Annotated in this window: 19 protein-coding genes; 8 read left to right on the top strand and 11 right to left on the bottom strand. The window is 57.8% G+C overall.

The features are described from left to right. Positions 1 to 245: 245 nt before the first annotated feature. Both exbD and exbB read right to left on the bottom strand, forming a co-directional pair. Positions 246 to 671 (bottom strand): TonB system transport protein ExbD, encoded by a 426-nt coding sequence (gene exbD / locus ACDO57_RS17400; protein WP_024906515.1) that lies wholly within the window; start codon positions 669 to 671, stop codon positions 246 to 248. A 4-nt stretch (positions 672 to 675) separates the two neighbouring features. Continuing rightward, positions 676 to 1,407, bottom strand: a complete 732-nt coding sequence (gene exbB / locus ACDO57_RS17395; RefSeq protein WP_048990476.1) for a tol-pal system-associated acyl-CoA thioesterase — start codon at positions 1,405 to 1,407, stop codon at positions 676 to 678. Positions 1,408 to 1,658: 251 nt separating this feature from the next. Here exbB and metC point away from each other — a divergent pair, with 251 nt between their 5' ends. Next, on the top strand, positions 1,659 to 2,846 hold the full coding sequence (gene metC, locus ACDO57_RS17390) for a cystathionine beta-lyase (RefSeq protein ID WP_061714473.1): 1,188 nt from the start codon (positions 1,659 to 1,661) through the stop codon (positions 2,844 to 2,846). A gap of 143 nt (positions 2,847 to 2,989) precedes the next feature. Further along, positions 2,990 to 3,649, top strand: coding sequence for a DedA family general envelope maintenance protein YghB (gene yghB / locus ACDO57_RS17385; protein WP_024906512.1), 660 nt, complete (start codon positions 2,990 to 2,992; stop codon positions 3,647 to 3,649). 48 nt (positions 3,650 to 3,697) lie between these two features. Here yghB and ACDO57_RS17380 read toward each other — a convergent pair whose 3' ends face one another. Beyond that, the gene (locus tag ACDO57_RS17380; RefSeq protein WP_148769371.1) at positions 3,698 to 4,597 is read right to left on the bottom strand and encodes an AraC family transcriptional regulator; all 900 of its coding nucleotides are present in this window, start codon (positions 4,595 to 4,597) and stop codon (positions 3,698 to 3,700) included. 195 nt (positions 4,598 to 4,792) lie between these two features. Between ACDO57_RS17380 and yqhD the strand changes: the two genes are divergently transcribed. Together yqhD and dkgA are read left to right on the top strand one after the other, a co-directional pair. Then, the gene (gene yqhD, locus ACDO57_RS17375; protein WP_024906510.1) at positions 4,793 to 5,956 is read left to right on the top strand and encodes an alcohol dehydrogenase; all 1,164 of its coding nucleotides are present in this window, start codon (positions 4,793 to 4,795) and stop codon (positions 5,954 to 5,956) included. A 105-nt stretch (positions 5,957 to 6,061) separates the two neighbouring features. Then, positions 6,062 to 6,889: a 2,5-didehydrogluconate reductase DkgA gene (dkgA, locus tag ACDO57_RS17370; protein ID WP_048990483.1), complete on the top strand. Its 828-nt coding sequence runs from the start codon at positions 6,062 to 6,064 to the stop codon at positions 6,887 to 6,889. A gap of 41 nt (positions 6,890 to 6,930) precedes the next feature. Here dkgA and ACDO57_RS17365 read toward each other — a convergent pair whose 3' ends face one another. The 6 genes from ACDO57_RS17365 to ACDO57_RS17340 form a co-directional block, all read right to left on the bottom strand. After that, positions 6,931 to 7,332, bottom strand: a complete 402-nt coding sequence (locus ACDO57_RS17365) for a carboxypeptidase regulatory-like domain-containing protein (RefSeq protein WP_370884322.1) — start codon at positions 7,330 to 7,332, stop codon at positions 6,931 to 6,933. A gap of 114 nt (positions 7,333 to 7,446) precedes the next feature. Next, positions 7,447 to 9,621, bottom strand: a complete 2,175-nt coding sequence (locus tag ACDO57_RS17360) for a YgiQ family radical SAM protein (RefSeq protein ID WP_370884321.1) — start codon at positions 9,619 to 9,621, stop codon at positions 7,447 to 7,449. A 131-nt stretch (positions 9,622 to 9,752) separates the two neighbouring features. Then, the gene (gene ftsP / locus ACDO57_RS17355; RefSeq protein ID WP_148769372.1) at positions 9,753 to 11,165 is read right to left on the bottom strand and encodes a cell division protein FtsP; all 1,413 of its coding nucleotides are present in this window, start codon (positions 11,163 to 11,165) and stop codon (positions 9,753 to 9,755) included. A 58-nt stretch (positions 11,166 to 11,223) separates the two neighbouring features. Continuing rightward, entirely contained in the window at positions 11,224 to 11,961 is a 738-nt protein-coding gene (plsC, locus tag ACDO57_RS17350) for a 1-acylglycerol-3-phosphate O-acyltransferase (protein ID WP_024906505.1), read from the bottom strand. Positions 11,962 to 12,124: 163 nt separating this feature from the next. Then, complete coding sequence (gene parC / locus ACDO57_RS17345) at positions 12,125 to 14,383, bottom strand: DNA topoisomerase IV subunit A (protein ID WP_370884320.1); 2,259 nt, start codon at positions 14,381 to 14,383, stop codon at positions 12,125 to 12,127. A gap of 118 nt (positions 14,384 to 14,501) precedes the next feature. Then, positions 14,502 to 14,903, bottom strand: a complete 402-nt coding sequence (locus tag ACDO57_RS17340) for a YgiW/YdeI family stress tolerance OB fold protein (protein WP_023344926.1) — start codon at positions 14,901 to 14,903, stop codon at positions 14,502 to 14,504. A gap of 138 nt (positions 14,904 to 15,041) precedes the next feature. Between ACDO57_RS17340 and qseB the strand changes: the two genes are divergently transcribed. From qseB to ACDO57_RS17320, 4 genes are all read left to right on the top strand, one after another. Then, positions 15,042 to 15,701: a quorum sensing response regulator transcription factor QseB gene (gene qseB / locus ACDO57_RS17335; protein ID WP_090418686.1), complete on the top strand. Its 660-nt coding sequence runs from the start codon at positions 15,042 to 15,044 to the stop codon at positions 15,699 to 15,701. Beyond that, positions 15,698 to 17,047: a quorum sensing histidine kinase QseC gene (qseC, locus tag ACDO57_RS17330; protein WP_157189729.1), complete on the top strand. Its 1,350-nt coding sequence runs from the start codon at positions 15,698 to 15,700 to the stop codon at positions 17,045 to 17,047. Before qseB ends, qseC begins: the two co-directional genes overlap by 4 nt. 105 nt (positions 17,048 to 17,152) lie before the next feature. Further along, complete coding sequence (locus ACDO57_RS17325) at positions 17,153 to 17,734, top strand: NAD(P)H-dependent oxidoreductase (RefSeq protein WP_024906501.1); 582 nt, start codon at positions 17,153 to 17,155, stop codon at positions 17,732 to 17,734. A 31-nt stretch (positions 17,735 to 17,765) separates the two neighbouring features. Beyond that, positions 17,766 to 18,080: a putative quinol monooxygenase gene (locus ACDO57_RS17320; protein ID WP_008502984.1), complete on the top strand. Its 315-nt coding sequence runs from the start codon at positions 17,766 to 17,768 to the stop codon at positions 18,078 to 18,080. A 96-nt stretch (positions 18,081 to 18,176) separates the two neighbouring features. On the opposite strand, the gene ACDO57_RS17315 is transcribed toward ACDO57_RS17320, so the two are convergent. Both ACDO57_RS17315 and ACDO57_RS17310 read right to left on the bottom strand, forming a co-directional pair. Further along, complete coding sequence (locus tag ACDO57_RS17315; protein WP_048990494.1) at positions 18,177 to 19,052, bottom strand: MurR/RpiR family transcriptional regulator; 876 nt, start codon at positions 19,050 to 19,052, stop codon at positions 18,177 to 18,179. Continuing rightward, positions 19,049 to 19,999, bottom strand: a complete 951-nt coding sequence (locus tag ACDO57_RS17310; RefSeq protein WP_048990541.1) for an iron-siderophore ABC transporter substrate-binding protein — start codon at positions 19,997 to 19,999, stop codon at positions 19,049 to 19,051. Before ACDO57_RS17310 ends, ACDO57_RS17315 begins: the two co-directional genes overlap by 4 nt. Positions 20,000 to 20,001 lie beyond the last annotated feature (2 nt).

Below are 20,001 nucleotides of genomic sequence, written 5' to 3'. Positions count from 1 at the left end.
GAGCCTTCGAAGAAGGTTTGTTTTTATTATCTTTTTTAAGCGTAGTGGGGATATTCCCCGACGCCATTTCAGCCAACGATATATTTTAATGGCTCAGCCGAATACTGATATTTACTTAACTATCAATGGATTATTAATTATTGCTTTATTGATAAGGAAATATGAAGAATGGGGATATACAGCAGAAAATAATAACGATGTTGCGTGGCAGAAAACAAAAAAGCTGGCTTTCGCCAGCTTTCGTTCTATTTTTTGGCCGCTTTTTCTTCGCCGACCAGCCCAATCTTCAGGTAACCCGCCTGATGCAGCGTGTCCATTACCTTCATCATGGTTTCATAATCAACGGTTTTATCCGCACGGAAGAAGACCGTGGTGTCTTTCTTACCGCCCGTAAGCTGATCCAGGGCCGGGATGACAGAGTCGGCCGTCACCGGGTCATTGCCGAGGAACATGGATTTATCCGCCTTCACCGACAGGTAGATAGGCTTCTCCGGGCGCGGCTGGGGCTGGCTGGATGAGGCAGGCAGATTTACCTTCACATCCACCGTCGCCAGCGGCGCAGCCACCATGAAGATAATCAGCAGAACCAGCATAACGTCGATAAACGGCGTCACGTTGATCTCATGCATTTCACCGTTATCGTCCAGATTTTCGTTTAGACGCATCGCCATACTATCAACCCACGCGCAGTTTGGACGCCGCGTGCACCGGCTTAACCGAGCTGGCATTCAGGTCGAGATCGCGACTTTGCAGCAGCAGAACCTGCGCGGCAACGTCACCCAGCGTGGCTTTGTAGCTGCCAATCATACGCGCGAAGATGTTATAGATAACCACCGCCGGAATCGCCGCGACCAGACCAATCGCCGTCGCCAGCAGCGCTTCTGCGATACCCGGGGCCACAACCGCCAGGTTGGTGGTCTGGGTCTGCGCGATACCGATAAAGCTGTTCATGATGCCCCAGACCGTACCGAAAAGGCCGATAAACGGTGAGATCGCCCCGATGGTCGCCAGATAACCATTGCCGCGCCCCATGTGTCGGCCAACGGCCGCCACGCGACGCTCCAGGCGGAAACCGGTACGTTCTTTGATGCCTTCGTTATCTTCACTGCCCGCGGAGAGTTCCAGCTCGTTCTGCGCTTCATTCACGAGCAGGGTGGTCAGGCTTTTCACGTGGAAGGATGAGGTCATGTCTGAAGCCTGATCCAGAGAGCGGGCTTCAGCCAGCTGCTGCTGTTCCCGCTTGAGACGACGCTTCTGCGAAAGCAGCTCGGCGCTCTTGCTGAAGAAGATAGCCCAGGTGACAACGGACGCCAGAATCAGGCCGATCATCACAATCTTAACCACGATGTCAGCATGCTGATACATGCCCCAAACGGAGAGATCCGCCTGCATCAAATTATTACCCACTCTGTATCTCCAGGACGCAAATCACAAAATCTGAACGTAATAATATCAAAACGTCGTCGAATTGATAGTAGTTCTCATTAGTATTTGCATAGTGCCGCAATTTTCGTTCACTTTCCTTGCGCTTACGCAGTAAAAATTTCTTATGCGTTTTTTTGCTAATATTTTCTGCTTATTCGATAAGCCTGCGGGTGCAGTTTTTTCCAATCGTGGTAGTCTGGACGTCCAGACGTATAAAAACAGGGTTAGCGAACATGACAAAGAAGCATCTTGATACCACGCTGGTACAGGCAGGACGCAGCAAAAAATATACTCAGGGATCGGTCAACAGCGTGATTCAACGCGCCTCCTCGCTGGTGTTTGATACCGTTGAGGAGAAAAAAATCGCCACGCGCAACCGCGCGAAAGGCGGCCTGTTTTATGGCCGTCGCGGCACGCTAACCCATTTTTCTCTGCAGGAGGCGATGTGCGAGCTGGAAGGCGGCGCAGGCTGCGCGCTGTTCCCGTGCGGAGCGGCTGCGGTCGCCAACACCATTCTGGCGTTCGTGGAACAGGGCGATCACATCCTGATGACCAACACCGCCTACGAACCCAGCCAGGACTTCTGTACCAAAATTCTCAGCAAGCTCGGCGTGACCACCGGCTGGTTCGACCCGCTGATTGGTGAAGGTATTGCCGAACTTATTCAGCCAAACACGCGCATTGTGTTCCTGGAATCGCCGGGGTCGCTCACCATGGAAGTTCACGACGTGCCGGCTATCGTGAAGGCCGTGCGCAGCAAAGCGCCAGAGGCGATCGTTATGATCGACAACACCTGGGCGGCAGGCGTGCTGTTCAAAGCGCTGGACTTCGACATTGATATCTCGATTCAGGCGGCGACGAAGTACCTGATTGGCCACTCTGACGGCATGATCGGTACTGCGGTCTCCAACGCGCGCTGCTGGGATCAGCTGCGTGAAAACGCCTACCTGATGGGCCAGATGGTGGATGCCGACACGGCCTACATGACCAGCCGGGGCATCCGCACGCTGGGCGTTCGCCTGCGTCAGCACCATGAAAGCAGCCTGAAGGTGGCCGAATGGCTGGCGCAGCATCCGCAGGTTGAGCGCGTGAATCACCCCGCGCTACCCGGCAGTAAAGGCCATGAGTTCTGGCAGCGTGACTTTACAGGCAGCAGCGGGTTGTTCTCGTTTGTGCTGAAAAAACGGCTGAATAATGACGAGCTGGCAAGCTATCTGGATAATTTTACCCTCTTCAGCATGGCCTACTCGTGGGGCGGTTTTGAATCCCTCATCCTGGCTAACCAGCCGGAACAGATTGCGGCCCTGCGCCCCGGTGGCGACGTGGACTTCAGCGGTACCCTGATTCGACTGCATATCGGTTTAGAAAATGTTGACGATCTGATTGCGGATTTAGCAGCAGGGTTCGAGCGTATCGTGTAGAGTGCTGGCTGAAAATGTACTCCCTGGACGCTTTTGTGGACACCGCAAGCGGAAAAGTCTGCATGAGTTGCGCCCGGGATCAAACCCGACGGGCGAATAAGGGAGTACAATAGCGCTATATCTGCTGTTCCACAGGAAAGTCCATGGCTGTTATTCAAGATATTATCGCGGCGCTCTGGCACCACGATTTTGCCGCGCTGGCGGATCCTCACGTCGTCGGTATCGTCTATTTCGTGATGTTCGCAACTCTGTTTCTGGAAAATGGATTACTGCCAGCCTCGTTTTTACCCGGTGACAGCCTGCTTTTACTTGCCGGGGCGTTAATCGGTAAAGGCGTCATGGACTTCACGCCAACGATGGTTATCCTGACCTCCGCAGCCAGCCTGGGCTGCTGGCTGAGCTATCTGCAGGGCCGCTGGCTGGGGAACACGCGCGTCGTCAAAAGCTGGCTGGCGCAGCTGCCGCATAAATATCATCAGCGTGCGACCTGCATGTTTGACCGGCACGGCCTGCTGGCGCTGCTGGCGGGGCGTTTCCTGGCGTTCGTTCGCACCCTTCTGCCGACGATGGCGGGCATTTCCGGCCTGTCGAACCGCCGCTTCCAGTTCTTCAACTGGCTGAGCGCCCTGCTGTGGGTTGGCGTGGTGACGACGCTCGGCTACGCGCTGAATATGATCCCCTTCGTGAAACACCACGAAGATCAGGTGATGACCTTCCTGATGGTGCTGCCGATGTTCCTGCTGGTGGCGGGTCTGGTGGGGACTATCGCGGTGGTGATTAAGAAGAAGTACTGCAGCGCATAATTCAACAAAGCCGGGTGGCGCTATCGCTTACCCGGCCTACGTTTTTCGTCAGACTCCCTGCATCGTTCTTATACGTGACGCATCCTCTCCCGGCGTAACGCCGAAATAGCGCTTAAACTCCCGACTGAACTGCGACGCACTTTCGTAGCCCACCCGCATCGCCGCCGCGCTGGCCTTCATACCGTCGTGGATCATCAGCATCCGCGCCTTATGCAGCCGGTAGGTTTTGAGGTACTGCAGCGGCGAGGTGCTGGTCACCGATTTAAAATTATGGTGAAACGCCGAGACGCTCATGTTCGCTTCCGCCGCCAGCTGGTCGACGCTAAGGTTTTCCGTGTACTGGCTCTCGATACGCTTGAGCACGCGGCTTATCAGGCTGAAGTGGGTCTGTCGGCTCACCAGGGCCAGTAACGCTCCGCCCCCCGGGCCCAGCAGCACGTGGTAGAGAATTTCGCGGATAATCTGCTTGCCCAGAATGCGCGCGTCCAGCGGCCTCTCCATCACGTCCAGCAGACGCTCAATGGCGCAGAGGATCTCTTCCGACAGCGTCGCCGAGTTAATCCCGCTCGACGCCATCGAAGGCTGGAAGAGTTCATCTTCGCCAATCTCCATCAGCAGTTCCTGCAGCTGCAGAATATCGACGTTGACGCGAATACCCGCCAGCGGAACGGCCTCTGTCGCGAAGGTTTCACATTCAAAGGGTAAAGGTACCGTCAGAAGCAGATATTCGTTGGTGTCGTAGCGGAACACGCGCTCGTTGATATAGCCAATTTTATGGCCAGAGAAGAGAAAAACGATGCCAGGCTGGTACATGACCGGCGTGCGCGTCCCTGGCTGCGTGCCATAAAGCAGGCGAATGTCAGGAAGCAGGCCACTGACGCCATTTTCGTTATCTATCAGTCTTTTAATCTGCGCAGTGAGCTGCTGGCAGATAGCCTCACGGTTCATCTTGCGTTACTCCGGGTGCGGTTTTCGACGTTGACAGTGTGCGTCGTTTTCAGCGCTTTCTCCAGCGCTCTGTAGAAATGGGCAAGACATCGGCAGGAATGTGCATTGAGGGCGTAGCCCCGGGCGGCCACAATGAGCAGCATCAGGTCGCCCTCTGCGCCACCACGGTTTTTCACCCACTAAAGGGAACGAGCAATGAACAACTTTAATCTTCACACCCCAACCCGCATTCTGTTTGGTAAAGACGCTATCGCCGATCTGCGCGCGCAGATCCCTGCTGACGCCCGCGTGCTGATCACCTACGGTGGCGGCAGCGTGAAAAAAACCGGAGTATTGGATCAGGTTTACAGCGCGCTGGACGGTCTGGACGTGCGTGAGTTCGGCGGCATCGAGCCAAACCCGTCTTACGAAACGCTGATGAACGCGGTGAAAATCGCCCGCGAAGAAAACATCACCTTCCTGCTGGCGGTCGGCGGCGGCTCCGTGCTGGACGGTACCAAATTCATCGCGGCGGCAGCGCACTACGCTGACGGCATCGATCCATGGCACATTCTGGAAACCCGCGGCAGCGACATCAAAAGCGCTATCCCGATGGGCTCCGTGCTGACCCTGCCGGCCACCGGTTCTGAATCCAACAAGGGCGCGGTGATCTCCCGTAAAACCACCGGTGACAAGCAGGCCTTCATGAACGAACACGTTCAGCCTGTGTTCGCCATTCTGGACCCGGTTTACACCTACACCCTGCCTGCGCGTCAGGTGGCGAACGGCGTGGTCGACGCATTTGTTCATACCGTTGAGCAGTACGTCACGTATCCGGTGAATGCCAAAATTCAGGATCGCTTCGCGGAAGGCATTCTGCTGACGCTCGTCGAAGAAGGTCCGAAAGCGCTGAAAGAGCCGGAAAACTACGACGTTCGCGCCAACGTAATGTGGGCCGCCACGCAGGCGCTGAACGGCCTGATCGGTGCTGGCGTGCCGCAGGACTGGGCAACCCACATGCTGGGCCACGAGCTGACGGCGATGCACGGTCTGGACCACGCTCAGACGCTGGCCGTTGTGCTGCCTGCCCTGTGGAACGAAAAACGCGACACTAAACGCGCCAAACTGCTGCAGTACGCTGAACGCGTGTGGAACATCACCGAGGGTTCTGACGATGCGCGTATTGATGCCGCCATCGAAGCGACCCGCAGCTTCTTTGAAGGTCTGGGCGTGCCAACGCGTCTGTCTGGCTACGGCCTGGACGGCAGCTCGATCCCTGCCCTGCTGGCGAAACTCGAAGAGCACGGTATGACCCATCTGGGCGAGCACGGCGACATCACGCTGGACGTCAGCCGTCGTATTTACGAGGCGGCACGCTAAGCGTTTTTGTCCCCCCGACTTTCGTTTTTTGACATTTCGTCCAGACTTAATGCACACCCCATCGCCGGAGGAACCCTCCGGCGATGCGCACCTGAAGGAGGAAAAATGGCAAACCAAACCGTAATCAAGCTGCAGGACGGCAACGTGATGCCCCAGCTGGGGCTAGGTGTATGGAAAGCCGGTAACGACGAGGTCGTCTCCGCCATTCATAAAGCCCTGGAAGTCGGCTACCGGTCGATTGACACTGCCGCCGCGTACAAAAACGAGGACGGCGTGGGTACAGCACTGGCCAGCGCCGGTGTCCCTCGCGATGAGTTGTTCATCACCACTAAACTCTGGAACGACGACCAAAAACGTCCCCGCGAAGCCCTGGAAGAGAGCCTGGAAAAACTCCAGCTCGACTTCGTCGATCTCTGGCTGATGCACTGGCCGGTTCCGGCTATCGATCACTACGTTGATGCCTGGAAAGGGATGATTGAACTGCAGAAAGAGGGGCTGGTGAAAAGCATCGGCGTCTGTAATTTCCAGGTTCATCACCTGCAGCGGCTGATTGACGAGACGGGCGTCGCGCCTGTCATTAACCAGATCGAGCTGCACCCGCTGCTGCAGCAGCGTCAGCTTCACGCCTGGAACGCCACGCATAAAATCCAGACCGAGTCCTGGAGCCCGCTGGCGCAGGGTGGCCAGGGCGTGTTCGATCAAAAAATTATCCGCGAACTGGCGGATAAATACGGCAAAAGTCCGGCGCAGATCGTCATTCGCTGGCATCTGGACAACGGCCTGGTGGTGATACCGAAATCAGTCACGCCGTCGCGCATCGCCGAGAACTTCGACGTCTGGGATTTCCGTCTGGACAAAGACGAGCTGGGTGAGATTGCGAAGCTGGATAAGGGTAAGCGGCTTGGGCCGGACCCGGATCAGTTTGGCGGGTAATACCTAAAACGAGCCCGGTCTTCCGCCGGGCTCGTTTTAATCTATAAACCGGACTGACATCTCGCTTCTCCGGGAAAGTCAGGCAATGTGCAAATAACGTTATACGCTTTCCCTTCAAGTTTATGTGGCCCACCGAGACCGCCGCCTGCTTCTGCATCATATTCCTTTCCGTTGACACTTATCTGGAGCGGGGTGTGATAAATCCAGTCCATCGGACCTATTGGCAGAAAAAAGATCCACTCATGCTGGCTCTGAAAAGCAAAACGACCGTTGTCGTCAGAAAGCGTTTGCTCCCTCTCTAATGTTATTTTAGCGCCAGAGACTGGCTTACCTGCGCTGTCGATTAGACGTCCTTCCACTTCTGGCTGTGTCTGGCGATGCATTACACAACCGCATAACGTCAGGCCAATCAGCATCGTTCCTGTTAACTTCCTTATTTTCATTTTGGGCCTCCTACCCTTATGCAGAAAAAAGCCGGGTGGCGGCTGCGCCTTACCCGGCCTACGCGCTGACCTGTAGGCCCGGTAAGCGCAGCGCCACCGGGCATTGTTACAGGTTTAACCGATCTTACGTTTTACGTTCTTCTTCGTTCCCGCCCCACCGTTCGAACGCTGATGCACAATTGGCGTGTGCTTGGTCAGCGCCGGGCGCGTATTGCGGTTCTGGCGACGCGCTTCGCGCATCTCATCCAGCGTCGGGGCCGGTACCAGGCAGTCGCGTCGCGAGCCGATCAGGTGTTTTTTACCCATCTCTTCCAGCGCCAGGCGGATCAGCGGCCAGTTTTTCGGATCGTGGTAACGCAGCAGCGCCTTGTGCAGACGACGCTGTTTATCCCCTTTCGGCACCACCACCTCTTCACTCTTATAGCCAATCTTACTCAGCGGGTTCTTGCCGGTGTAATACATGGTCGTCGAGTTGGCGAGCGGTGACGGATAGAAGTTCTGTACCTGATCCAGACGGAAGCGACGCTGCTTCAGCCACAGCGCCAGGTTGACCATGTCCTCATCGCGCGTGCCCGGGTGGGCGGAGATGAAGTACGGGATCAGATACTGCTCTTTGCCCGCCTGCTTGGAATAGGTGTCGAACAGCTCTTTAAAGCGGTCATAGCTGCCCATGCCCGGCTTCATCATCTTCGACAGCGGGCCTTCTTCGGTATGCTCCGGCGCAATCTTCAGATAGCCGCCGACGTGATGCGTCGCCAGCTCTTTGATGTAGCGCGGATCTTCCACGGCGATGTCGTAACGTACCCCGGAAGCGATCAGGATCTTCTTGATGCCCTTCAGATCGCGCGCGCGGCGGTAGAGGTTAATCGTCGGCTCGTGGTTGGTGTCCATGTGCTCGCAAATGCTCGGATAGACGCAGGAGAGGCGACGACAGGTTTGCTCCGCGCGCGGCGACTTGCAGCGCAGCATATACATGTTGGCGGTTGGGCCACCGAGGTCAGAAATCACGCCGGTAAAGCCCGGCACCGTGTCGCGAATCGCTTCGATCTCATTGATGATCGACTCTTCCGAACGGCTCTGGATAATACGGCCTTCGTGCTCGGTAATGGAGCAGAAGGAGCATCCGCCGAAGCAGCCGCGCATGATGTTGATCGAGAAACGGATCATCTCATACGCCGGGATGCGGGCGTTGCCGTACGCCGGGTGCGGCACGCGCTTGTACGGCAGCGCAAAGACGCTGTCCATCTCTTCGGTGGAGAGCGGGATGGCCGGCGGGTTGATCCAGATAAAACGCTCGCCGTGCTTCTGCATCAGCGCGCGGGCGCAGCCCGGGTTGGTTTCATGGTGCAGAATACGGGACGCGTGCGCGTAGAGCACCTTGTCGGCTTTCACCTTCTCGTAGGACGGCAGCAACACGTAGGTCTTTTCCCACGGTTTCGGGCGCGGCGGCTGCACGACGATAGCCTTCGCTTCCGCTTTTTTCGGCTCAACCGGCTTGTTATCGGCACACGGCAGATCTTCACCGTACGGGTGTGGGATCGGGTCGATTTTGCCCGGCATATCAATGATGCGCGAATCCACACCGCGCCAGCCGGGCAGCGCCTCTTTCACCATGATGGCGGTATTGCGCACGTCACGGATGCTGCTCACCGGCTCGCCCTGCGACAGACGGTGCGCCACTTCCACCAGCGGACGCTCGCCGTTGCCGTAAATCAGCATGTCGGCTTTGGAGTCCACCAGCACCGAGCGGCGAACGGTATCTGACCAGTAGTCGTAGTGCGCGGTGCGGCGCAGGCTCGCCTCGATGCCGCCCAGGATCACCGGGACGTCTTTCCAGGCTTCTTTGCAGCGCTGGGTATAGACGAGGGTCGCGCGGTCCGGACGTTTACCCGCCACGTTATCCGGCGTGTAGGCGTCGTCATGACGCAGCTTACGGTCGGCGGTATAGCGGTTGATCATCGAGTCCATGTTGCCTGCGGTCACGCCGAAGAACAGGTTGGGTTTACCCAGACGCATAAAGTCGTCTTTGCTGTTCCAGTCAGGCTGGGAGATGATCCCCACGCGGAAGCCCTGCGCTTCAAGCATACGGCCACAGATGGCCATGCCGAAGCTCGGGTGGTCAACATAGGCATCGCCCGTGACCAGAATGATGTCGCAGCTGTCCCAGCCCAGTTGGTCCATCTCTTCCCGGGACATCGGCAGGAACGGCGCCGGTCCAAAGCAGGCCGCCCAGTACTGGGGCCAGGAGAAGAGGTCACGATCCGGCTGGATCAGGGAAATTGCGCTCATAATGCTTCCGAAGAAAAAATAGACAAAAGGGCGGGGATTATACGCTGGATCATTGTGGGAAATGAAGGGGTATTATGCGGGCTGTTGCCCTCACCCCAACCCTCTCCCACAGGGAGAGGGAGAAAAACAATTTACGGTGCCGGATTGATCAGCATCTGCCCTACCGACCCCCTGTCCATCATCTCCAGCGTCTGGCTGTGGAACAGGAACGGGAAGTGCGGCCACGAAGGCTGGCCGTAATAAACCAGCAGTTCCACCTGGCCGTCCACCCAGACGGTATCTTTCCAGCCGCGATCTTCCGGGAACGGCATCGCGCCGTTGACGTTGCGGATCAGGAACGACACCCCTTCAATATGGAACGACTGCGGCATATCCGAGCGAACCGTCCAGCGCTCCCAGGTGCCCTGCTGCGCGGTGATGTCGATGCGGTTAACGTCCCACAGCGCGCCGTTGATCCCCGGATCGTCGCCCAGGCTGATATCACGGCTGCGCGCCGGCGAGCCGCTCATGATCTCCTGCGGCAGCAGACGCATTGGCAGGCTATCGGTCACCAGCGGCAGCAGACCGGTTGGACGCAGGGTCAGCACCAGGGTCGAGACAAGTATGCTCGACGGTTCAAAGAACCCGCGAATACGGTCAACAATGCTGGCCGCTTCACCGCAGGTGACAGACACTTCATCCCCATTGGTCATATCAATGAGCACTTCGCGACGTTCACCCGGCGAGAGCGCCAGCTGTTTGACGGAAACCGGCGCCGGTAAAAAGCCCTGATCGCCGGAAATTACGTGCAGCGGACGGCCATCGCTCATTTTCAGCTGATAGCGGCGCGAGTTAGACGCGTTGAGCAGACGCAGGCGCACCCAGCCACGGGACACTTCTACATACGGGCTCTGCGCGCCGTTTACCAGCAGCGTATCGCCAACGAAGCCGCCGCTGCCCGGTTCGCTGTATTCCGGCGTACCGAAATTATCCAGACGTTTGTCCTGGATGATAATGGGGAAGTCATCCACGCCGTAGTGGTTCGGGATCGGCAGGGATTTGCTGACCTCATCTTCCACCAGCCACATTCCGGCCAGGCCGTTATAGACCTGCTGCGCCGTGCGGTTAGGCGTGTTGGCGTGATACCACAGGGTTGCCGCGCTCTGGCGAATCGGCAGAACGGGCGCCCAGTCGGCGCTGGGGGACATCATGCGCGCCGCGCCGCCAATCAGCGGGCCAGGCACCTGCAGGCCGCTGATGGTCATGGCGACATTTTCAGGGGTGCGGTTACTGTAGATGAGCTTTACGTCATCGCCATTCCACACGCGAATGGTCGGCCCAAGGTAACGTCCGTTAATGCCCCAGACGGGTGCACGCGTCCCCTGGGTAAAGGACCAGTGGCTGCGCTGCAGCGTCAGGAAAAGCGGCTGACCTCGACGGGATTCAATGAGTGGCGGAATAGGCAGCGGCTGTTGCTGCCCGGCGGCGCTGGCTGTCAGCGGCATCGCACCCGCACAAAGGGCGATCCCCGAAGCCTGAATAAACTGACGCCGACTGAGTGACATATAAGCTCCATCTGAAACGACTAACAACGCGGGAATTCGTTTTCCCTTCAACGCCGGATTAAATCTTACCGGCGGCTTCTCTCTCTGCGACTTCTTTGTCGAGCAGCGCAATATGCTCAGCCATCAGATCACGGCAGTGCGCGGCCAGCTCGCGCACCTGATCTTTACCGTATTTGCTGGTATCGACGGGTGGCAGCATTTCGACAATCACCAGCCCGTTATTCAGGCGGTTAAGATTAATCTTATTCGAAGTATTGGAAACGCACACAGGAATAATTGGAACACCTGCCGCAATTGCGGCATGAAACGCACCGGTTTTAAACGGCAGCAGGCCGCGGCCGCGGCTGCGCGTCCCTTCCGGGAACATCCAGATTGAAATTTTGCGCTTTTTAAAATGATTCACCACTTCCGCAATGGTGCTATGCGCTTTTGCACGGTTGTTACGGTCGATCAGCAGGTTACCGGTAAGCCAGTACAGCTGACCAAAAAACGGGATCCACAGCAGGCTTTTTTTGCCCACCGTCACGGTCGGTGGAAGCACGATATTAGAGGCCGTCACCATATCGTAGTTGTTCTGATGGTTGGCGATATAGATGGCGTTACCGAAATTCTCCGCCCCTTCCGGCAGACGTTTTTCAACCTTCAGACCGAACAGCGGCGCAAGGCGACCAAACATATGGCCGAAGGTGGCGACATGCTTCGGATTACGCGGGCTGAACAGGCAATAAATAGAGCCGAAAATACAGACCAGAATGCAGTAGATAACGGTAAGAATAAGACGAACAATATATAGCATAGCGACCTCTGAAGCCCCAACAGCTGACAATTATACTTCACCTGTGGCCAGGTAAGGACTTTATTACGAGCGCGTATTGTTAATCGCAACGCACGAATTAACAACGATTTTACGGGAAATTTTATTGAAATTCCCCCTCCGGACAGAGGGGGATATCACGACATTACTCTTCGCTGTCACCCGCGGTGCTGCGTGCAAGAGAGTCAATCTCCACGCGATCGATGCGCTGCAGACCGCGCATCAGCGAGCCGCGGCGACCGCGCTCACCCACCACCTTCTGCAGCTCTTCCGGACGAAGCTTGATTTTGCGCTTGCCGACGTGAATGGTCAGCGTGCTCTGCGGCGGCAGGAGGAAGAGGTGCGCCAGGCCATCTTCGCCTTTAGCGGCCTCCGCCGACGGGATGTTGATGATCTTGTTGCCCTTGCCTTTCGACAGCTCCGGCAGATCGCTGACCGGGAACATCAGCATACGTCCGGCGGTGGTGATCGCCAGCAGCATGTCGCTTTCGTTCTCAATCACCAGCGGTGCCATCACGTGAGCGTTGTCCGGCAGGCTAATCAGCGCCTTACCGGCACGGTTGCGGGAAACCAGATCGTTAAAGGTACAGATAAAGCCGTAGCCCGCATCGGACGCCAGAAGCAGCTTCTGGTCATCGGCTTCCATCAGCATATGGTCAACCGTCGCGCCCGGCGGCAGCGTCAGCTTGCCGGTGAGCGGCTCGCCCTGCCCGCGCGCGGAAGGCAGCGTGATTGGGTCGATGGCGTAGCTGCGGCCGGTGGAATCGATAAACGCCACCGGCTGGTTGCTCTTCCCTTTCACCGCCGCTTTGAAGCTGTCGCCCGCTTTGTAGCTGAGCCCCGGCGCGTCGATATCGTGGCCTTTGGCGCTGCGCACCCAGCCGCTCTGCGACAGGACAATGGTCACCGGCTCGGACGGCTGCATGTCGTGCTCGTTCATCGCCTTCGCTTCTTCGCGCTCGTGCAGCGGAGAACGACGGTCGTCGCCAAACGCGTCGGCATCGGCCTGCAGCTCTTTCTTCAGCAGGGTGTTCATCTTGCGTTCGGACGCGAGGATCGCCTGCAGCTGATCGCGCTCTTTTTCCAGCTCGTTCTGCTCGCCGCGGATCTTCATCTCTTCCAGTTTGGCGAGATGGCGCAGCTTCAGCTCGAGGATCGCTTCGGCCTGGGTTTCGCTGATGCCAAAGCGCGACATCAGGGCGGGCTTCGGCTCGTCCTCGGTACGGATGATTTCAATCACCTCGTCGATATTGAGGAACGCCACCAGCAAACCTTCGAGGATATGCAGGCGCTTAAGCACTTTCTCCAGACGATGGTTCAGACGACGGCGGACCGTATCGCGGCGGAACGTCAGCCATTCGGTGAGGATCTCCAGCAGGTTTTTCACCGCCGGGCGCCCGTCGAGGCCGATCATGTTCAGGTTGATGCGGTAGCTTTTTTCCAGATCGGTGGTGGCAAACAGGTGGTTCATCACCTGCTCCATGTCCACGCGGTTGGAGCGCGGCACAATCACCAGACGGGTCGGGTTCTCGTGGTCAGATTCGTCGCGCAGGTCGTCCACCATCGGCAGCTTTTTATTGCGCATCTGGGAGGCGATCTGCTCCAGCACTTTGGCACCGGAAACCTGATGCGGCAGCGCGGTGATCACCACGGCGCCGTCCTCTTTATTCCACACCGCGCGCATGCGCACGGAGCCGCGACCGTTCTGGTAGATTTTGCGGATTTCCGCGCGCGAGGTGATGATCTCAGCTTCGGTCGGGAAATCCGGACCCTGTACGATATCCAGCAGATCGTCGAGCGAGGCTTTCGGCTGCTCGATCAGGGTGATGGCGGCTTTCGCCACTTCACGCAGGTTGTGCGGCGGAATGTCCGTCGCCATACCGACCGCAATCCCGGTGGTGCCGTTCAGCAGGATGTTCGGCAGACGCGCAGGCAGCATCTTCGGCTCCTGCAGCGTACCGTCGAAGTTCGGTACCCAGTCAACGGTACCCTGCCCCAGCTCGCCCAGCAGCACTTCGGCATATTTAGAGAGGCGGGATTCGGTATAACGCATCGCCGCGAAGGATTTCGGATCGTCCGGCGCCCCCCAGTTCCCCTGGCCATCCACCAGCGGGTAGCGGTAAGAGAACGGCTGGGCCATCAGCACCATCGCTTCATAACAGGCGCTGTCGCCGTGCGGATGGTATTTACCCAGCACGTCACCGACGGTACGGGCGGATTTCTTGAACTTGGCGGTGGCGTTCAGCCCCAGCTCGGACATCGCATAGACGATGCGGCGCTGAACGGGCTTCAGGCCATCCCCGATAAACGGCAACGCCCTGTCCATGATGACGTACATGGAGTAGTTCAGGTAGGCGTTTTCCGTGAATTCATGTAGCGCGAGGCGCTCTGCCATATCGCTCATTACGTGTGATTCCTCAACTCAGAAACCGAAGGGTTTCAGGCAATATTGCCGCAGATACTACCTTATCTGGCGAGTTGAGTCACAAAGAAAAAGGGCCGCTTATGCGGCCCTTTCCGGGTTATTTGTTCAGCTTAATGACCTGCTTCACGTCGATTTCAAAATCGTTCCACTCTTTATCGACCTTGCCCTGGATTTCCACTTTATCCTGAGGAGTGACGGTCACGCCGTTCCAGCGCTTGTGGTCAATTTCTACGTTCACCGTGCCGGTCTCATCGCGGAAGGTGTAACGGTCATCAGACAGGCGCTGGGTGATGTTCCCGCGCAGCTTCACCCAGCTGTCGTCCTTCATCTCTTTCACCTTCACCGCGGTGGTGAGGTTAGCGTCGTTGTCGACAAAACCGCCTGCCTGCGTTTGGGTCTGGGTCTGTGCGGCAGACGGGCCGTTAAATCCGCCCTGCGCGGCAAAAACGGGGGCAGTGGTCATCATCATGATGGCGGCAATAGCAGCGAATTTTTTCATATTAACTCTCCCTTTAATCTGGTTTCGCAGTCCATTAAACAGGGTAATCCTTAACAACTTCTTAAGGGAAAAATTTATTTATTATTGCTGTACAGCAGGCGCTTACAGAGGGTTTACTGACGGCATCAAGGAGGGAACATGCGCATTTTACTGGTAGAAGACGACAGGTTAATCGGTGACGGTATCAAGGCGGGGTTAAGCAAAATGGGCTTTAGCGTGGACTGGTTTACCGACGGTAAAACCGGTCAGGCCGCGCTCGCTTCTGCGCCCTATGATGCCGTGGTGCTGGATCTGACGCTGCCGGAAATCGACGGTCTGGAGATCCTGCGCGCGTGGCGCGAAAGCGGGCGCAGCGAGCCGGTATTGATCCTGACCGCACGAGATGCGCTTAACCAGCGCGTGGAGGGGCTGCGTCTTGGCGCGGATGATTATCTCTGTAAGCCGTTCGCGCTGATTGAAGTCGGCGCCCGCCTTGAGGCGCTGGTCCGCCGCAGCCACGGCCAGACGCATAGCGAGCTACGCCACGGCAAGGTCACGCTCGATCCGACCCGACTCGTCGCCACGCTGGACGGTGAGCCGCTGACGCTGAAGCCGAAAGAGTTCGCGCTGCTGGAGCTGTTAATGCGTAACGCGGGTCGGGTGCTGCCGCGAAAGCTTATCGAGGAAAAACTGTATACCTGGGACGACGACGTCTCCAGCAACGCCATCGAAGTTCACGTTCATCATCTGCGCCGCAAGCTTGGCAGCGAGTTTATCCGCACCGTGCACGGCATCGGCTATATCCTGGGTGACGCATGAAGCTGACGCAACGCCTGAGCCTGAAGCTGCGCCTGACGCTCCTTTTTTTAGCGCTTTCCCTGACGGCATGGTTTGCCGCCAGCCTGGTGGCCTGGCAGCAGACCACCCACAAGCTGGATAAGCTCTTCGACACGCAGCAGATGCTGTTTGCCAAACGGCTGCTGACGATGGATCTTGACGAGATCCGCGCCCCCGAACGCATGCGTGAGATCCCCAAAAAAGTGAAGCATGGTCGTCTGGATGACGACGCGCTGGCTTTCGCCATTTACAGCGTCGAGGGCAAAATGCTGCTGAACGACGGCGAGAACGGGCGCGATATTCCGTACCACTATCGCCGCGACGGGTTTGATAACGGGCAGCTCCAGGACGACAACGACGAATGGCGTTTCCTGTGGCTGACCTCACCCGACGGGAAGTACCGCGTGGTGGTCGGTCAGGAGTGGGAGTACCGCCAGGATATGGCGCTGGACGTGGTCAGCTCACAGCTGACCCCCTGGCTGGTGGCGCTGCCCGTGATGTTGCTGCTGCTGGTTCTCCTCCTCAGTCGGGAGCTGAAGCCACTGAAAAAGCTGGCACAGACCCTGCGCTCCCGCTCGCCGGACGCCACAGATAACCTGCCGACGGAGGGCGTACCAACAGAAGTACGCCCCCTGCTCGACGCGCTGAATCACCTCTTCGCGCGTACCCAGGAAATGATGACCCGCGAGCGCCGCTTTACGTCCGATGCCGCCCACGAGCTGCGCAGCCCGCTGGCGGCCCTGAAGGTACAAACTGACGTGGCGCAGCTCTCTCATGACGATCCGCAGGCGCGGGAAAAGGCGCTGATGCAGCTGCATGCGGGAATCGACCGCGCTTCCCGGCTGGTGGACCAGCTCCTCACGCTGTCGCGTCTGGACTCGCTGGACAACCTGGACGATGTCGAACCGATAACGCTTGCCGATCTACTGCAGTCGGCGGTGCTGGATATCTGGCATCCGGCGCAGCAGGCGGGCATTGATGTTCGCCTGAATATCCATGCACCAGAGGTTACACGTACGGGCCAGCCGCTGCTCCTGAGCCTGCTGGTGCGCAACCTGCTGGATAACGCGATTCGCTACAGCCCGCACGGCAGCGTGGTGGACGTGACGCTTGACGCGCGTAGCTTTAGCGTGCGCGACAACGGTCCCGGGATTTCACCGGACGCGCTGGCGCGCATCGGCGAGCGCTTTTATCGTCCGCCGGGTCAGGATGCCACGGGCAGCGGGTTGGGATTATCCATCGTAAAACGCATCGCCGCGCTGCACGGGATGCGCGTCTCGCTGAGCAATGCCCCTGAAGGTGGTTTTGAAGCGAAGGTCAGCTGGTAAGGAATTATTGCGTTTAACGCAAAAGACTTTGCACATTTTGCTCATTTTTCCGCTCCGTCCTCGCGCGTAGAATACCCGGCATACTCTCATCGTCGAGGACAAAAAATGAGCAACATTCTGATTATCAACGGTGCAAAAGAATTTGCGCACTCTAAAGGCCAGCTGAATGACACCCTGACCGAGGTCGCGGACGGTTTCCTGCGCGACGCCGGGCATGATGTTAAGGTCGTGCGTGCAGACAGCAACTACGATGTGAAAGCAGAAGTGCAGAACTTCCTGTGGGCTGACGTGGTGATCTGGCAGATGCCAGGCTGGTGGATGGGCGCGCCGTGGACCGTGAAAAAATACATGGACGACGTGTTCACCGAAGGTCACGGCTCACTGTATGCCAGCGATGGCCGCACCCGCTCTGACGCGTCCAAAAAATACGGTTCAGGCGGTCTGATTCAGGGCAAAAAATATATGCTGTCACTGACCTGGAACGCGCCGCTGGAAGCCTTCACCGAGAAAGATCAGTTCTTCGAAGGCGTGGGCGTGGACGGTGCGTATCTGCCGTTCCACAAGGCGAATCAGTTCCTGGGCATGGATCCGCTGCCGACCTTTATCGTCAACGACGTGATTAAAATGCCTGATGTCCCGAGCTATATCGCAGAATATCGCAAGCATCTCGCGAAAATTTTTGCTTAACTGGTAGCCTGGAATTAAAGGAGTAGTAAACATGCTTACCGTTATCGCAGAAATCCGTACTCGTCCAGGTCAACATCACCGCCAGGCGGTGCTGGATCAGTTCGCGAAAATTATCCCGACCGTACTGAAAGAAGAAGGCTGCCACGGCTACGCGCCGATGGTGGATGCCGCCACTGATGCCAGCTTCCAGGCGACCGCGCCGGACTCGATCATCATGGTTGAGCAGTGGGAAACCGTCGCACATCTTGAAGCGCATCTGCAGACCGCGCACATGAAAGCGTGGAGCGACGCGGTGAAGGGTGACGTGCTGGAAACCCACATCCGTATTCTTGAGCAAGGGGTTTAAGTTCGTGGAATTTGCCGGGTGGCACTGCGTTTACCCGGCCTACAAAACCTGAACCGTAGGCCCGGTAAGCGCTAGCGCCACCGGGCTTTGTTGTTTTTAGCTGCTTTTCTTCCCCGGTTTTAACCCGCGATGGAGCTCGTTGATGCGCTTCATTGACTTAATGGTGCGCTGCGGCTCGGTGGAGGCGACGGACAAAATGATCATCTCCAGACACAGCAGCACCGTGCCGTGGAGCGGGATTTTGCCCTTTTCGCCGCCGCGCGGAACGTGGATCACCACGCTGGCCTCCTTACTGAAACGCGAATCAAGGGCGTTGGTCAGCAGGATGGTGGGAATGCCCAGACGTTTTGCTTCACGCAGGGTGGTTTGCCCCTCCCGGTGCGCGGATTTCTGCGCCATCATTACCAGCACGTCGCCGCGCTGAAGCGCAATCAGCTGTTCGGCAAGCCCGATCCCGGTACGGTTGAGCGGCGTGGCGGGTAACCCCATACGGCTGAAAAGCCTGGCGGTGTACTCGGCCAGAATGCCGGATGCACCAATGCCAAATATGGCGACCTGCCTTGCCTGCGCCAGCAGAGAGACCGCCTGCGCCATCGCGTAGCGGTTATGGGGCTCGGATAACACCTCACAGGTGTGTTGATGCCCCTCCAGCACGAAATCAATGCTCGCGTTGACGTCGCTGGCGAGCGTGTTCACCGTGGTGGACATCTTTTCGCTGGAGGTGACCACTGGGCCAAACCACTGCTCCAGCGTCTGCTTGAGATCGCGCAGCCCGGCGAAACCCAGCGCCTGAATGGCGCGGACTACCGTGGCATCCGAGGTTTTCAATACGGCGGCAATCTCCATGGCGGTCTGCTCCATCACCGCTTCGCGGTTGTCATGGATATAGCGTGCGACCTGCAGCAGACGCGGCGTCAGCTGATGCGCCCGCGAGCGGAATCGCTCACCGTAAACATCGACTCTTCGGATCATCGTGACGCCTCCGGCAGCGGACGCCCGGCAATCTGCGACTGCACCTGCGCGGCCATCAGCCCTAATGACGCGAACGAATTCGAGATGGCCTCTTCACGCGAGATCAGCACGTAGCGCCCGGTTCGGCAGGCATTCAGGAACTGACACCAGCCCGGCATGACCGCATCCATCGCCGCCAGCTCGTCCTGCGGTTTACCGCCCGTATCCCCGCGCCAGGTGGCGAAGACGAAATCGGCATCCAGCTCCGGCAGGCGCTCGGCGCTGACGTCAATCCGCCCCCCTTCCGGGATGGACTCAATCAGTGGCGGGAATTTGAATCCGGCGTCGCGCAGCACGCGACCCAGCGAGTGGTAGCTGTGCATGGCGTTGATTTTCCCCTGATTAGCCTGAATCACCGACACAGTGATTTTGCGCGTGTCGATGGTCGCCTTCAGCGCCTTGATTTGTTCCTGATAGCGGCGTTCCAGAGTGTTTAGCCTTGCCTGCGTGCCCGTGAGCTGCGCCAGCTTGCGGTAGATTTCCGGCGCGCCGCCGTCGAGATGATCGATGCTCACCGTCGGGGCAATTTTTTCCAGCTGTTCCACCGGGGTGTTGCGCGTCGGCTCGGTGATAATCAGGTCAGGCTTTGCGGCGGCGATGGCCTCTATATCGATATCGGCCGTGCCGATAAATTTGATATCGGAATTATCGAAGTCGACGCCGGTCAACATGCCGCTGGAGCGCAGAAAGTGGCTGCCGTCCGGCCGCGTGCGGCCATGGCTCGCCACCGGCGGCACGCCAAGCTCAATCAGCGGAATGGTGATATCCAGATCGTGTAATGAAACAATCCGCTTCGGATGAACCGGCACAACGACTTTGCGTCCCAAATCGTCGGTAAATACCTGCGTCGGCTCCGCCGCGCTCACCGCGAACCCCACCAGCAACAGCATCGAAAACAGTATGCGCATCA

This window comes from Enterobacter cloacae complex sp. 2015409, from assembly GCF_041365315.1.
In the GTDB taxonomy this organism is placed as follows: domain Bacteria; phylum Pseudomonadota; class Gammaproteobacteria; order Enterobacterales; family Enterobacteriaceae; genus Enterobacter; species Enterobacter pseudoroggenkampii.
Note: the sequence above shows the minus strand (reverse complement) of the source record. Positions and strands in the feature narration are given on the sequence as shown.